At 47.3% G+C, this 14,811-nt stretch carries 13 protein-coding genes and 3 pseudogenes; 8 read left to right on the top strand and 8 right to left on the bottom strand.

Annotated features, from left to right (window positions below; translation table 11 throughout):
• Positions 1-26: 26 nt before the first annotated feature.
• From JCM16159_RS10490 to JCM16159_RS10455, 8 genes and pseudogenes are all read right to left on the bottom strand, one after another.
• On the bottom strand, positions 27-929 hold the full coding sequence (locus JCM16159_RS10490) for a prephenate dehydratase (RefSeq protein ID WP_243666636.1): 903 nt from the start codon (positions 927-929) through the stop codon (positions 27-29).
• 149 nt (positions 930-1,078) lie between these two features.
• Positions 1,079-3,261: pseudogene (locus tag JCM16159_RS17050) on the bottom strand (glutamate synthase-related protein).
• Between the two features lie 122 nt (positions 3,262-3,383).
• A complete protein-coding gene (locus JCM16159_RS10480) occupies positions 3,384-4,379 on the bottom strand; it encodes a hypothetical protein (protein ID WP_243666633.1) in 996 nt (331 codons plus the stop codon).
• Complete coding sequence (locus JCM16159_RS10475) at positions 4,328-4,786, bottom strand: hypothetical protein (RefSeq protein ID WP_054857794.1); 459 nt, start codon at positions 4,784-4,786, stop codon at positions 4,328-4,330. Before JCM16159_RS10475 ends, JCM16159_RS10480 begins: the two co-directional genes overlap by 52 nt.
• Before the next feature lie 106 nt (positions 4,787-4,892).
• The gene (locus tag JCM16159_RS10470) at positions 4,893-5,117 is read right to left on the bottom strand and encodes a hypothetical protein (RefSeq protein WP_243666632.1); all 225 of its coding nucleotides are present in this window, start codon (positions 5,115-5,117) and stop codon (positions 4,893-4,895) included.
• Positions 5,117-5,368 carry a hypothetical protein gene (locus tag JCM16159_RS10465; protein WP_243666631.1) on the bottom strand — a complete coding sequence of 84 codons (252 nt, stop codon included), beginning with the start codon at positions 5,366-5,368 and terminating at the stop codon, positions 5,117-5,119. Before JCM16159_RS10465 ends, JCM16159_RS10470 begins: the two co-directional genes overlap by 1 nt.
• A gap of 231 nt (positions 5,369-5,599) precedes the next feature.
• Positions 5,600-6,526 (bottom strand): isocitrate/isopropylmalate dehydrogenase family protein, encoded by a 927-nt coding sequence (locus JCM16159_RS10460; protein ID WP_243666630.1) that lies wholly within the window; start codon positions 6,524-6,526, stop codon positions 5,600-5,602.
• A gap of 302 nt (positions 6,527-6,828) precedes the next feature.
• Positions 6,829-7,998 carry a 2-isopropylmalate synthase gene (locus JCM16159_RS10455; RefSeq protein ID WP_243666698.1) on the bottom strand — a complete coding sequence of 390 codons (1,170 nt, stop codon included), beginning with the start codon at positions 7,996-7,998 and terminating at the stop codon, positions 6,829-6,831.
• A gap of 231 nt (positions 7,999-8,229) precedes the next feature.
• Here JCM16159_RS10455 and ilvB point away from each other — a divergent pair.
• The 8 genes and pseudogenes from ilvB to JCM16159_RS10420 all read left to right on the top strand — a co-directional run.
• A pseudogene (gene ilvB, locus JCM16159_RS10450) lies at positions 8,230-9,990 on the top strand (biosynthetic-type acetolactate synthase large subunit).
• Complete coding sequence (locus JCM16159_RS10445) at positions 9,980-10,261, top strand: ACT domain-containing protein (RefSeq protein ID WP_243666629.1); 282 nt, start codon at positions 9,980-9,982, stop codon at positions 10,259-10,261. Before ilvB ends, JCM16159_RS10445 begins: the two are co-directional and overlap by 11 nt.
• Positions 10,262-10,316: 55 nt before the next feature.
• A pseudogene (gene ilvC / locus JCM16159_RS10440) lies at positions 10,317-11,236 on the top strand (ketol-acid reductoisomerase).
• 232 nt (positions 11,237-11,468) lie between these two features.
• On the top strand, positions 11,469-11,639 hold the full coding sequence (locus JCM16159_RS17045; RefSeq protein WP_243666628.1) for a 4Fe-4S binding protein: 171 nt from the start codon (positions 11,469-11,471) through the stop codon (positions 11,637-11,639).
• 22 nt (positions 11,640-11,661) lie between these two features.
• Positions 11,662-13,245: a CoB--CoM heterodisulfide reductase iron-sulfur subunit A family protein gene (locus JCM16159_RS10435; protein WP_054857789.1), complete on the top strand. Its 1,584-nt coding sequence runs from the start codon at positions 11,662-11,664 to the stop codon at positions 13,243-13,245.
• On the top strand, positions 13,226-13,798 hold the full coding sequence (locus JCM16159_RS10430) for a hypothetical protein (protein ID WP_054857788.1): 573 nt from the start codon (positions 13,226-13,228) through the stop codon (positions 13,796-13,798). The genes JCM16159_RS10435 and JCM16159_RS10430 overlap by 20 nt, the downstream gene beginning before the upstream one ends.
• 14 nt (positions 13,799-13,812) lie before the next feature.
• A complete protein-coding gene (locus JCM16159_RS10425; protein WP_054857787.1) occupies positions 13,813-14,187 on the top strand; it encodes a hypothetical protein in 375 nt (124 codons plus the stop codon).
• The coding region (locus JCM16159_RS10420) for a 4Fe-4S binding protein (RefSeq protein WP_243666627.1) at positions 14,184-14,811 on the top strand (628 nt) is incomplete at its 3' end. The genes JCM16159_RS10425 and JCM16159_RS10420, both read left to right, overlap by 4 nt.

Below are 14,811 nucleotides of genomic sequence, written 5' to 3'. Positions count from 1 at the left end.
CAGTTAAAATATATAGAATTAGTCAGTTAATAAAACCTAACCACAGGATAACTACCCAGCATTTTTACATAAACAGCCACCCTACTTAATTCATCAAAAGCCCTTGAGCAGTTTACATCGCTTAATTGGCACTCGGTCTCCAGTAGGAAGTCGTAGCTCCAGGGACTACCCCTATTAGGCCTTGAGTAAATCATTGATAGGTTTATGCTAAGGTCAGCAAAGGGCTTAAGGGCATTGAATAGGGAACCCGGCCTATTGGGTACTGAGAATATCGCCATTGTCCTATCTCCAACCCTACCCATGTGCCTTGATATTACCAAGAACCTTGTGTAGTTCAGGTTGTCCTCAATACCGCAGATCAATGACTTAAGACCATGAAGCTCAGCACCCATTCTAGAGGCCACCGCGGCCCTGTGCCTAAAGCCCTTAATTATCCTCAGGGCCTCTGAAGTTGATTGCGTATAATTTACCGAGACATTTAATTTTGATATGAAGTTCAGTGCCTCATTAATCGCATGTGGGTGGGAGTAAATCTCCTTAATGTCGTTTATGTCACTCCCATCATTAACAACCAGGCATAGAGACACCCTATAATCAATTGCGTAATTCACATACACATTCCACCTAAGCAGGGCCTCCATGGACTCACCAACAACCCCGGCCTGGTTATTCTCGATGGGTATAACACCAAAGCCATAATCGCCCCTATAAACGCCCTTGACCACATCACCAATTGACTTAAGGGAAGTAAGTATTGCATCTTTACCAAATAATTGAAGGGCAGCCTCATGTGAGTAACTACCCTCGGGTCCTAGGTAGGCAATCCTATCATTGCTCACTAACACATCATTTATAAGCCTAAGAAGTAGCGGCTCATGTATTAATTGCATGAGGTCCACAACCCTCACATTACCGCCATACCTAACCAACAACTCCCTTAACCTGCTAAGGTCCTCCTCAGCCCTGGTTATTGCGCCATTAATTCTGAAATTCCTGGTTAATCACGCATCAATTTGCTAGTTATCCTTTTATAAATATTACCATGCCGTGGATTACTTACTATATTTTTATTGATTAATCATCTATAGAGTACGTCCTCACCAGCGAGCTTAACCATGAGCATGTCCCTAACCCTACCACTCAAAGCCCTGAGCAACTCCCTATTACCAACAACCGACTGCAGCGAGTATATGCCGGCCGCACCAAGGAGCTGGGCAATCTCCCTCTTAACGCCGATTAGGAATTTCATAAACCTAAGCCTAAAGTCCTCAATACCTGAATAACCATGTAGCGCCCTTTCCACAAAACCACTTATGATTACTGCATCCGCACCAAGGGCCACTAACTTAATAATATCCCCACTACTCCTGATATTGGGCATGTGGATTAATAAGTCCACGTTATCTCTAATACCCCTCCTCCTAAGCTCAACATCAAGCCTAACCAAGTGCGCCTCTGGATAATCATCATTAATGTCTATTATTACACCGTCAAACCAATTATTTTTCCTCGCCAGTGCATTTACGGCATTGCTAACCTCACCTGCCTCCGTAATCCTTACGTATGTGGGTACGTTGACGCCGGGCATGACTTGCTGCGGATTGGTTATTACGAGCGCGCCCAATTTCTCAATGTATGTATCCCACATAACCCTCATTAGGTGCTTGTTATCAACTATATCCATGCCCTCGAGATCCACCATTACTGAATTAGCCCTGGCAACAAACTTGGCTTCTCTAATGAGCTCCCTGTCCCAGGTCCTCGGTGGCCTAATTATTACCGGCATGGAAAGCCACAGTCTACCCTCAGCCAGCGTTGTCGACACGTCTATGTCCTCTCTATATGGTCTATGGCTGGTTTCGTGACCTGGGCGCCATCGAACCTCAACCAATCAATCAGTCTCTTCGGGGGCTCAACCTCCGGCGGCCCGGTGCTACCCATGCTCACGATGACTACGTCACCGGTCCTCACGAGCTGCGTCGCATAAATCGAATAATCAGGCGTCCAAACATTGCCTGGGTTTATGATGTTCTCATTAATTGAGTCACAGTGCGTTTCATTAATGCCTAGAACCTTCGCCGTTACCTCATCAAGACAACGGCCCTGCAGCAGATCCCTCCTTCCAACGAGCTTCCTAACATCATCAATGCCCAGGCTGTCTAGGATTAACCTTAACTCCTCCATGAATGCCGTTAGGAAGTTCCTAGACGACTTGAAGGCGAAGTCATGGTCAACTATTATTGTTCCATCAACGAGCTTACTCGTTATCCCTGCAGGGCAGTTGCCCCTATGGCATGTCCTGGCCATGTCACAGCCCATGGATATAAGCAATGCCGTGCCTAGGGAGACCGCGTCGGCCCCAAGGGCCATGAGCTTCGCGGCGTCATCAGCCGTGGAAATCCTACCGGCGGCTATCAACGTAACCCTATCCCTGAGCCCCTCCTCCCTAAGCATCTTATCGGCCGAGGCCACGGCCAACTCAATGGGTATGCCTATATTATCCCTAACCACCAGTGGTGTGGCCCCCGTGCCAGCTCCATGGCCATCAATAATAATACCATCAGCCCCCATCCTTGCTATGCCGGCCGCTATGTATGGTATGTAGTTGGTAGCCGCGACCTTAACAAAGACGGGCTTACCAGTGGCCTCTTTAAGCGCGTCAATCCTCTGCTTGAGGTCCTCAATGGAGTAAATATCGTGGTGGGGCGCGGGCGATAATGCGTCAATGCCGATGGGAATCCTCCTAACTTGAGATATTACTTGGGTCACCTTAGAGGCCGGTAGGTGACCACCAATGCCTGGCTTGGCTCCTTGCCCGATCTTAATGACCACGCCCATGCCCGCCATTAACGTATTTATATCCACGCCGAACCTGGCCGAGGCCCACTGCACGAATATCCTCTTATGCCTGGCAACCTCAGGGTGTAAACCACCCTCACCAGTACCGCTTATGAGCATTAGTTCGTCGGCTAGCTCGGCCTCGACTACGTTGGGCACACCGGCAAGGGCTCCGAAGGACATGTCGGCCAGGTATATGGGTGCCGAAACCTCTATACCGCCTATGGACGAGGTGAGGCTGGCCTTGCCCTTCTCGTTACCTGTCAACCTAGTTTCATTAATGCCAAAGCCAATGTTGTCAAGTATCCTATACTTCCTAACGCCTCTTCTGAATATTCTAATGGGTCTACCGTACTTGGCCATCTCCCTAATCTCCTCAATAACATCGCTATACCAGTAATCGCTTGTAGGCCCCTTACTCATTAACCTGATAAAATCACTAATTACTTGCCTGGGCCTTATATTAATTATATAATTCATTCAGGTAAATATCAATTACCTATTTATAAATATTATCCTTATTTAAATAATATATATCGAGACCACTACTCAGCCGTTACTACGGTATACCTTGAACTGAGCAAAGTATCAACTATGGACTCGCCTAGGTTGAATTCCTGTGTAAACCTACGCAATATAGACTCCAGCTCCTTAATCTCATCGCTATTTAGGTCTCTGTATTCTATTCTATTCCTCCTAACATGCTCAGAACGCACCAGTACATTTAATAATTTATTAATCTCGTCCTGTCTTAAACCCTCGTCATTAGACGCATCAAGAAACTCCTTGAGTTCGGAGTAGGGTATTGTTAAACCTATCTTATTCTCGGGCACCTTGCCCCTGATGTATATCCTGCCACCAACCATGCCACTACCCACGTGCTTACCAACTAATTGGACATTACACCTATTTAATGCATCAATGCCGAGGACCATGATCACGCCGCCAGCCATGTACTCACCGAGGTAATCATCGACCCTACCACCAATTATTAAGTAGGGCCTCCTGTCACGGTACTCACGCATTTGAATGCCAGTTCTATTACCCGCATTACCCCTAATAAGAACCTCACCACCCTGCAGTGCCTGGCCAAGCACATCCCTTGCATCGCCATGTATTGCGACCCTGCCGTCATGCATTGTATCCGCAACATCGTCCTGGGCATTACCGTAGACCACGAACTCAACGCCATTATTTAGATTCGCTAAGGAATTTCCTGGCGTGCCGTATATCTCTACCCTGACACCCCTTATGTTATGCCTTGGTAAGTTAACGCCTATGAATCTCTGGCCCCTAACATTTATTATCCTAATAACCCTCTCACCACTTAATGCCCTTCTCAATATTTCCTCATTTAACTCCCTATAATTGAGACCCTCAGCATTTATTGCATCCTTCCCAACATAGGTTGGGAAGAACCTACGTGTAAAGAAGATATCCACTTCCTCCCTAGGCCTACCCCATGAAATAACGCCGTGTCTTAACGAGACTATGAAATAACCACCAGGCTCAAGGGTCCAGACCTGGGCTTCAGGCGCCACAGCCTAATGGCGGCTTCCTCACTAGCCACGTAGTAGTGTTCATCATCCATGCCTATTACCATGGGCCTGAGCTTAAACCTATCCACCATGGCCACTAGGTAGACATCATCATTGTGATAAATACCCATTAGAATGGCGAAGGGGCCATCAAGCATGGCCCACCTAAACTGCCTAATTAATGACAAAGCCTTGCTGTCATGTACGTACTTAGGCGACTCACCAATTAAGGCCTTAACCGCACTTTCGATATCAAGTCCATGCAAATGAAGTAGGTAGTGCATTAGGTAGACAGCGGCCTCGCTGTCGGTTCCCACAAATGAGTTAAGGCCGTACTTATAGAGTAGGGCGTTCACATGATTACCATAACTACTTAATTCGCCGTTATGAACAACGGCGATGTCACTCACCGAAAATGGGTGTGACCAATAGGGTAGGTAGCCCGGCGAGTTTGTTGGAAACCTTGTATGGGCAACCCATAGGTCTGCGCTATACTTCTCTATGTCATATATAGAGCTATATCGCCTGGGTAACCAACACCCTTAAATACGTCGACATGCTCACCCAGTAGTAAACCCTGCCAGCCCTATCCTCCCACAGCAAGTCATTAATGTAGTTGACGATATTCATGACCCCGTAATTAAACCTAGCACCATTGAGTACCCTAACCTCTAGGTCAACAACAGGCCCAAGCTTATTCCTAACCCTTATGTCCACGGGACCAAAACCATTATCCCTCATTACCGACTCAATGATATCCACCGCGCCTTCATAGACCCCTCCTTAACGAAGACCCCCATCCTGAGACCCATTGATTCGCGGTTAAGCAGGGCGAAGCCCGAACCCAGTCCTGCACCCCTGAACTTAATAGTCTCTATAGCCTTAACCACAAGGTCACCACTTACCTTATCTGAGTTATCGCCGCGTCTAATTACGCCGAAAATCCCACAATCTGCTGGGTATTTAACGAGTGATATCATATGCGCGGGCAATAAATAAGTTCATGTAAGGAATATTTAAGCTTTATATTCCTAAGCAATATGTAAATAAGCTATTTCTTATTCATCTAGATAATTATATATTAAATATTGATGCTATGGTCGAAAATAGTGAATATTATTTTAAGACATTAACGAATTAATATTAAATAAATTTAATGACCTCGACGGTGAAGGAGGCGGTGGTATAGTTACCACCAAGGTCCGGCGTGTGTATTCCTCGGTTTAGGGCGTTGATAACGGCATTCTCAATGGCGTTACCAGCATTACGTAGTTACCATCCCCAGTTCTCTCCCCATACCACCTGAGCATCCATGCCGTACTCAGCATCATTGCTGTTGGATTTGCAATGCCCTTACCGGCAATGTCGAAGGCAGCCCCATGTATGGGCTCGAAGAGGGCCTTATTATCGCCTATGTTGGCCGATGGCGCAAGCCCTATACTACCAGTCACGTAGGCTGCTAAATCACTGAGTATGTCGCCGTATAAGTTTGTTGTGACTATCACGTCAAAATCCTGGGGTCTCCTGACCAGGTCCATCACGGCCGAGTCTATGTACATTTCATTAACCACAATGTCCGGGTAATCCTCAGCAACTTCCTTAACAGTATCCCTAAACAAGCCGTCTGACACTGTTAATACATTGGCCTTATGCACTATGGTGACCTTCCTACGCCTGGCCCTCGCCATGTTGAGGGCTACCCTGGCAATGCGTTCACTCGCCCTCCTGGTTATTACCCTAAGGGCTATTGCAACGTCATTGTTAAGCATGTACTCGGCCCTCACATAAACGTCCTCGGTATTTTCACGCACAATGACCAAGTCCACGCCGTCCCTCACCGCCTTAACCCCTGGGTAATTCCTCGCAGGCCTAATATTGGCGTATAGGTCGAGACCTCTCCTCAACTTAACAACAACCTCACCCGCACTCTCACCAACCGGTCCCTTCAGTATTGCGTCCGATTCCTCTATTACTCGCCAGTACTTACCTGGCAAGGCCTCCCCGTATTTCCTAACAGCGTTATCCCCAGCCTCAATATACGACACATCAATTCTTAAGCTGAACCTCGACGACACAGCCTTAAGAACCTCCAGCGCCGACCTTGTTACCTCAGGCCCGACACCATCACCCTCAATAACCGCCACCCTCATCAAGCCTATTACATAGCCTATTTTTTTATGTATTGCTAAACTATAGAAATTACTAATAAATGCCATCAATCGAATTGGATAATGGCCCCTAACCATGAAGACACTGACTTGAGAAACTTGGGAAATTAACCTAGTAAAGGCATAAGCATGGATTGAGAACAGCAATGGTCATTCTTATTAAGGTTTAAGATTTGTTGATCATTGGCATCCACTCGCTTATTAGGTATGATTTATTTAAGGTATGGAGAATAGTGTTTTGAAAATTAATCAATATTTAAACTATAAATTTTTGAAATTATTTTCTAGTAATGACCTGCCTTATCGGCGCCATAATTAACCAACTCCATTATTATGCGTTTAATATCCTCCTCTGAAGCCTTAATACCCATGTCACCCAACTCCTTAACTTTCTTTAATACTGCATTTACAATATCATCACGTGGTTCAATACCCATGGACCTTAGTATATATATTATTGAGTGCTTACCGCTGTGCTTCCCAACGACTATCCTCCTATTCATGCCTACCCTTGTTGGATCTATTGGTTCATAGGTAAAGGGGTTCGAGAGAACGCCATGCACATGAATACCAGATTCATGAGAAAAGGCGTTGGCTCCTACAATGGCCTTATTCGGCGGTACCGGTATTCCAAACAGTCTCGATACCAAGTCGGAGACCTCCTTGACCCTCTCAAACCTAATATTAACATTATAATTAAGTAGGAATTTCACAGCAGCGGCTATCTCCTCAAGCGCTGCATTGCCGGCCCTCTCCCCAACGCCATTTATCGTACCATGCGCTTGGTCAGCCCCAGCCTCTATCGCAGCTACGCTATTTGCCACAGCCATTCCAAAATCATCGTGACAATGCACGCTCAGTAAGTAATTGCCCTTAACCATATCCCTAACGAACCTGACCAATGACGCCATTCTGCTCGGCCACATCACACCGACGGTATCTGCAATATCTAGTCTATCAGCACCTGCATTAACAACCTCCTGGAAGACTCTAGCCAGGAACTTGGGGTCGCTCCTCGTTGCATCCTCCGCGCTGAACTCCACGGTTAAGCCATGGGACTTGGCGTAGGTGACCGCATTCACGGCGGCCTCCACGACCTCCTCCCTACTCATCCTCAGCTTATACTTCATGTGTAGGTCTGACGTGGCTATGAATATGTGTATTGCCTTAACGTCGGCATCAATCGCCCTGTCTATATCCTCCTTCCTAGTCCTCGCCAATGCTATGACCTCTGAGTTGCTCACCTCCCTGGCTATGGCCTTAACGGCCTTAAACTCACCCTCGCTGACTATTGGGAAACCAGCCTCTATAGAATCAACGCCTAACTCCTCAAGCTTTAGCGCAATTCTTAGCTTGTCCTCAGGTTTAAGGGCAACACCTGGTGTTTGTTCGCCATCCCTAAGTGTCGTGTCTAATAACCTTACGTATTTACTCCCCGGTGAAGCCCTAACTATGTTTTCCTGAGCAATCTAACCCACCGTCTCCTATAAACAAAATACTTTATTTAAGCATTTCCCCATGATATAGAAGGAACATAAATAATTGATAATTCACATTACACTAGTTATATGACGGAAAAGCTTAAATATTTTATAAATTTACCTATGTATGATGAGGTGTTTTATTCTTTACGTATAATGCGGATGAAAACGATCGGTTAAACTCACGGTTAAATGATACGGTGCATGCGCATGAATCGAGAGCGCCAGGTGATAGTGATGCCCAGGGCGGTTGACCTACTCGTTAGGGAGATGGAGAGTATAGGTGTTAAGGAGGTCTTTGGTATCATTGGTGGTCAGATAATGCCGTTCTTTGATGCATTATATAATTCTAATATTAAGGTTTATATGTTTAGGCATGAGCAAGGCGCAATACACGCGCTGATGCCTACGGCAGGGTCACGAAGAGGCCCATGACCGTGGTCGTCACGTCAGGTCCAGGCGCCACAAATCTGCTGACCGGCCTTGCCAATGCCATGATGGATTCATCACCATTAATTGCAATAACTGGTCAAGTACCAACGGCATTCTTCGGAAGGGATGCCTTCCAGGAGACAGACATTGTTGGTGCAACGATGCCTGTCACTAAACATACCTTCATGGTTAGAAAACCGGAGGATTTGGTGCCCGTGTATAAGGCTGCTCATGAGATAGCGATTGATGGAAGGCCAGGTCCTGTGGTCATAGACCTGCCGAGAGATGTTCAGTTAATGGAGGTCGACCCAGCGGTTATTAAGGCAAGAACTATACGAATAACCAGGAAAATAGCCCCAGAGCCAGACCCATCACTGATTGCCTACGCACTCAAGTTACTTCTTAATGCTGAGAGACCTGTAATGCTCATTGGCGGCGGTGTATGCTGGAGCGGCGCTACCAATGAGGTCCTGACCCTCGCCGAGTTACTAGGCATGCCCATAGTCACCACACTGCTGGGTAAGAACTGTGTGCCAAATAACCACCCACTGGTTATGGGGCCTCGGGGATGCACGGTAGCTTGAGGCCGATGCAGCCATAATAAATGCCGATGTAATATTGGCGGTCGGCACAAGGTTCAGTGACAGAACCGTGGGTAACTTCAACGAGTTTAGGAGGGGTAGGAAGATAATACATGTCGATATTGATAAAAGTGAAATTGGCAAGAATGTAAAGCCTGAGGTTGGTATTGCCGGTGATGCGAAGACCGTGTTATCAACAATGATTAAACTCGTGCCCAAGGCCCTTGAGAGGAGGCACGAGGCATTCATTAGGTGGTTAAGGGGTATTAAGGAGAATTATGAGGAGTATAGGAGCAAGGTTGATATTAATGGATTTGCGCCATGGAAGGTCCTGAAGGTCCTTAGGGAGGTGATGCCGCCGCATTCAATAATAGCCACCGGCGTTGGCAGTCACCAAATGTGGTGCGAACTTCATTGGGATGTTTACGTACCTGGAACCTTCATAACTAGCGCGGGCCTTGGTACAATGGGTTTCGGATTACCCGCCGCCCTAGGCGCAAAGATTGCTAGGCCGGATGTCCCAGTACTGGACATTGATGGTGATGGCTCATTCCAAATGACCATGCAGAACCTGGCCTTAATCCGTGAATACAACCTACCAGTGATAGTAACCATATTTGACAATTCAACGCTAATGCTCGTCAGGCATTGGCAGGTAATGCTGTATAATAAGAGGATCATTGCCGTGGACTTCAACGTAAATCCAGACTTCATGAAGATAGCCGAGGCCTATGGAATAGAGGGTGTTAGGCCAAGTAATTATGAGGAGTTGAGGAGCGCCGTGGCAAGGGCCGTTAGGAATAATGAGGCGTTGATTGTCGACATAACCATTGATAGGGAGAGGGACTTCGTTCTGCCCTTCGTACCGTCAGGCAAGTGGCTTGAGGAGGTCATATTTCCTGAGGGGTTCAGGGTCGACCTCAGGTACCCAGGTGATGGCTATGGAGGGTGATTTCTCGATAGAGGTCGTAATGAGTAATGAGGTTAACCCGTTCGATGCCGTGGTTAGGGCCATGAACGTGATCAGGAGAGGTAAGATAGCAATTAGGCATGTGAATATTGACATGAGTGACTCGGTGATTAAGGTCTCGATTAGGGCTAGGGGTGAGGAGGATGAGGTTAGGTGGGTTTGTAATAAGCTTGATAAGCTTTACGATGTGGTAAATGTTAAATATATGCCCGAAGAAGTACACGTGAATAAGGTGGTGGTTAGTAATGGCTAGGATATATAAAGATAAGGATGTGGATCAATCAGTAATCAAGGGTAAGGTCGTTGCTGTGCTCGGTTATGGCATTCAAGGTAGGGCATGGGCCTTAACATGAGGGATAGTGGCGTCAAGGTTATTATTGGTGTTAGGCCTGGCAAGAGCTTTGACTTGGCTAGGCAGGAGGGCTTTGAGGTTTACCCGGTGGGTGATGCCGTTAAGAAAGCCGATGTAATAGCCATGCTACTGCCCGACATGGTTCAACCAAGTGTTTGGGAGTCGGAGATTGCGCCAAACCTTAGGCGTGGCATGACGGTGGTCTTCGCCCATGGCTTCAACATTAGGTTCGGATTAATAAAGCCGCCGAGTGATGTGGACGTAGTCCTAATAGCGCCTAAGGCGCCTGGCAAGGCCGTTAGGGATGAATTCGTTAAGGGTTGGGGAGTCCCGGCGCTGGTTGCTGTTCACCAGGACTTCACTGGGAATGCCTTAAAGACTGCGTTGGCGATTGCGAGGGCCAACGGGTTCACTAGGGTTGGGGTTATAGAGACAACCTTCGCTGAGGAGACGGAGACCGACCTGATCGGTGAGCAGAATGTGCTTGTCGGTGGGTTACTGCAGTTGTTGAGGTATGGATTTGAGGTTATGGTGGAGCTTGGTTACCAACCTGAGGTGGCGTATTTCGAGGCCATTAACGAGGCTAAGTTAATAATGGATCTGATATGGGAGAGAGGGCTCACTGGGATGCTCCTTGGGGTCAGTGAGACGGCTAGGTATGGTGGCTTAACGGTTGGGCCATACGTAATTAATGAGGATGTTAAGAGGAGGATGAAGGAGGCTGCCGAGAGGGTTAGGAATGGTGAGTTCGCTAAGGAATGGGTCGCCGAGTATCAGAGGGGTGCGCCGAGACTAGGCGAGTTACTTGAGCAGGTTAGGAAAAGCCAAGCTGAAAAGGTTGGTGATTTCTTAAGGCAATTAATGAGGAGTAAATAGGTTTAATTCCTTGTGTATAAAAATTAGTTTTAAGTAGGTTATTATTTATTTAATGAGATTTTATTTAAATATTAATGTAAATTATTTAGTGGACGCTAGGTAATTATTAATTATAAATTGTGATTATTTATTATGAATAATTTTTAATAATTTAGAGGTTAGTCTATTGGCTTATTAATCTTTTATTGTTGACTTAGGCAAAATTTTTAATCCACGGCATAACTCACTAATCGTGGGTTATAGGGCGTTGAATTCTGATCGTGTAAAGAGGCCATTGGGTAGGCTTAAGATTACGCCGGAGATGTGTATTGGTGATGAGCTATGCGTTAAGAGGTGCCCAATGGGTATACTGGAGCTCTCGAAGGAGGAGGTCAACCCGAAGTTACCACTACGTCAGGATTAAGCCTGGCAGGGAATTCGACTGTGTGGCATGCGGTATATGCGAGAAGGTTTGCCCAACAAATGCGATATATGTCGAGCGTGAGGAGGAAATAACAGTTAAGGATTACTTAACGAAGATTGATGGGATCAGGGCTGCGCAGGATAACGCAAATAATAATCGCGTTCTCGTAATTGGCGGTGGTATTGCTGGTATTGAGGCTGCCCTTGCCCTGGCTAACATGGGCTATAAGGTGACGATCATCGAAAAATCAGCGACTATTGGTGGTAAGATGGCAATGCTCGACAAGACGTTCCCAACACTAGACTGCAGCATATGCATAGAAGGACCACTAATGAGCGATACGTCGAATAACAAAAACATAGAGGTATTAACCATGGCAGAACTACTAGAGTTAAGGGGTGAGCCAGGGCGTTATAGGGCTAGGATATTGGTTAAGCCTAGGTACGTGACTAATGAGTGTACGAAATGTGGGTTATGCGAGAACGTATGCCCCGTAATAACCCCAAGCGAGTATAATGCGGGTATCGGCCTTAGAAAGGCGATATACCTACCATTCCCACAGGCCGAGCCAGGAATATACGCCATAGACCCAGACCTATGCCTAAACAAGCCCCCTGAAAATATAGTCTGTAATAGATGCGTCAGTGTCTGTGAGCCCAGGACCATACTATTCACAATGATGCCACGGATAGTCGAAAGGGAGGTGGCTGCGGTCATAGTGGCCACGGGTTATGAAATAGAGAATGGCGATGTACTGGGTAAGTACGGCTATGGTAAGCACCCGGACGTACTCACGGCAATGGAGTTTGAGAGACTCGTCAATGCCACAGGGCCATCACTAGGTGAGGTAGTTAGGCTAAGTAACCATAACCACCCTAGGAAAGTCCTGTTCATATCCTGCATTGGCTCAAGAACAAATAAGGCAAACCCATACTGCTCAAAGGTCTGCTGCGAGTACCTACTCAAGCAAGCCATCTACGCGAAGAACCACGGTATTGAGGATGTCACAATACTATACATGAATGATGTCAGGACCTACGGCAAGGGCTTCGAAAACCTGTACCAAAGGGCTGTAGAGAGGGGCGTTAGGATATCCCATGGAAGACCGATAGTTATTAGTCTCGTCAATGGCTCGATAAGGGTTAAATATGAGGATACACGAAGTAGGGAGGTTAGGGCTGAGGATTATGATATGGTTGTCTTAGCACCAGCGATGAAGCCACCCAGAGAACTTCAGAAACTGGCTAATACGCTAGGTCTCGAATTGGATAGGTACGGCTTTATTAAGGTGAACCCCGCAAACCCTGTTGAGACCAATATACCAGGTATATTCGTGGCAGGAAGCGCCTCCGGACCCATGGACATTACGGAGTCGGTGCTCATGGGCCTGGCAGCGGCAGCCCAAGCCGTGGGCTTCATGAGAAAATCCATTATCGAGACCGAGGAATTCAGTGAGACCATAGAGACTGAGAAACCAAGGATTGGTGTTTTTGTTTGTCATTGTGGTACGAATATTGCCGGTGTTGCTGATGTTCCTGCGTTGGTGGAGGCTGCTAGGCAGATGCCTGGCGTGGTTCACGCCGAGGATGTACTTCGCCTGCTCTAAGGCGGGTTTGGATAGGATTGCCGACTCAATAAAGAAGAATAACCTTAACAGGGTCATCGTGGCGGCCTGCTCCCCAGCGACACACCTTAGGTTTTTCCAGGATGCTGCGAGGAGGGCTGGTCTTAATCCTTATCTCGTGGAGATGGCGAACATTAGGAACCTGGACACCTGGGTTCACAACGACAGGAAGGTAGCCACAGAGAAGGCAAAGGACATGATAAGAATGGCCGTAGCCAAGGCACCGCTCATGAGGCCCTTCAGGCCCGGGAAGCTCAGTATCGTCAAGAGGGCGCTGGTCATTGGATGCGGCCCTGCAGGGCTAGCGGCCATTGACGCCCTCGCCAACGCGGATGTTGAAACAATAGTGGTTGAGTTGGGAGATAGATGCGGTGGTCCTTACCTAAATGACTTCGTGATTAAGTACTTACCGGAAGGCATCAGGGCTAAGGAGTTGGTTAATAAATTGATTAGGGTTCTCGAGACCCCAGGGTTAGGGTTTATTATGGGACCACGGTTAAGGAGGTCACAGGCTTCACGGGTAACTTCCACGTAGTCTTAAGCAACGGCATGGAACTCGACGTCGGCGCAATAATAGTGGCCACGGGAGCTAGCCCCGTCAATGCCGTTAATTATAATGCTGGCGATGGGCTTAATATCGTGACTATACACGACCTAGTTAATAGGGGTTTAAGCGTTGGTAATGATGTATTACTTATTGACTTATGCAATAAGCCCTACTGCCAAGCCATAATGTTTAACACAGCCCTGGCGCTGAGGAGGACTGGTAAGAATGTGTACGTTGTTGTTAGGGATGTGATGATGGTTGGGACTCAGTATGAGGACCTGTATAGGGAGGTTAGGAGGGCTGGCGTTACAATATTGAGGGTTCCAAGGGATGGCGATGTCATGAATTATGTAGTACTTGATCATGATACTGCGTGATTAGAGATGTGGAGCTTGGCGGGGATGTGACTATCCACGTAGACTCTGTCGTGCTCAGCACGCCCATGAGACCTAACTCAGACGAGGTTTCCAAGGTGCTGAGGCTTTCTAAGGATCAGGAGGGCTTCCTGATGGAGGCTCACCCGAAGCTCGGTCCAGTGGACACGATGACGCCTGGAATATTCATAGCCGGTGCGGTTAGGGCTCATAGGGGTTTCGGCGAGGCAGTTCTGGAGGGTTATGCGGCAGCCGCTAAGGCGTTAACTCTATTGACCAGGGATTACATAATTAAGGAAGTTTCCGTACCCAGGGTAGACCCAAGTAAGTGCGTTGGTTGCCTACTATGCATTAAGGCTTGCCCGTATGGCGCAATTAAGGGTGAGCCTGGAAAGCCCGTTAAGATAGACCCTGCCACGTGCCAGGGTTGTGGTTCATGCGTTGGTGAGTGCCCGTATGGTGCATTGGACATGGACCTACTCAGCGATGATGCTATTATGGCTCAGATTGAGGCTGCCTTGGCTGAGGAGCCTGAGAAGAAGGTAGTAATGTTTACGTGCGCCTACTGCTCCTACTACGCAGCCGACAATACGGGAATACTGAAGCTTCAATACCCACCACACGTAA

It is taken from the genome of Vulcanisaeta sp. JCM 16159, from assembly GCF_001316265.1.
In the GTDB taxonomy this organism is placed as follows: Archaea; Thermoproteota; Thermoprotei; order Thermoproteales; family Thermocladiaceae; genus Vulcanisaeta.
Note: the sequence above shows the minus strand (reverse complement) of the source record. Positions and strands in the feature narration are given on the sequence as shown.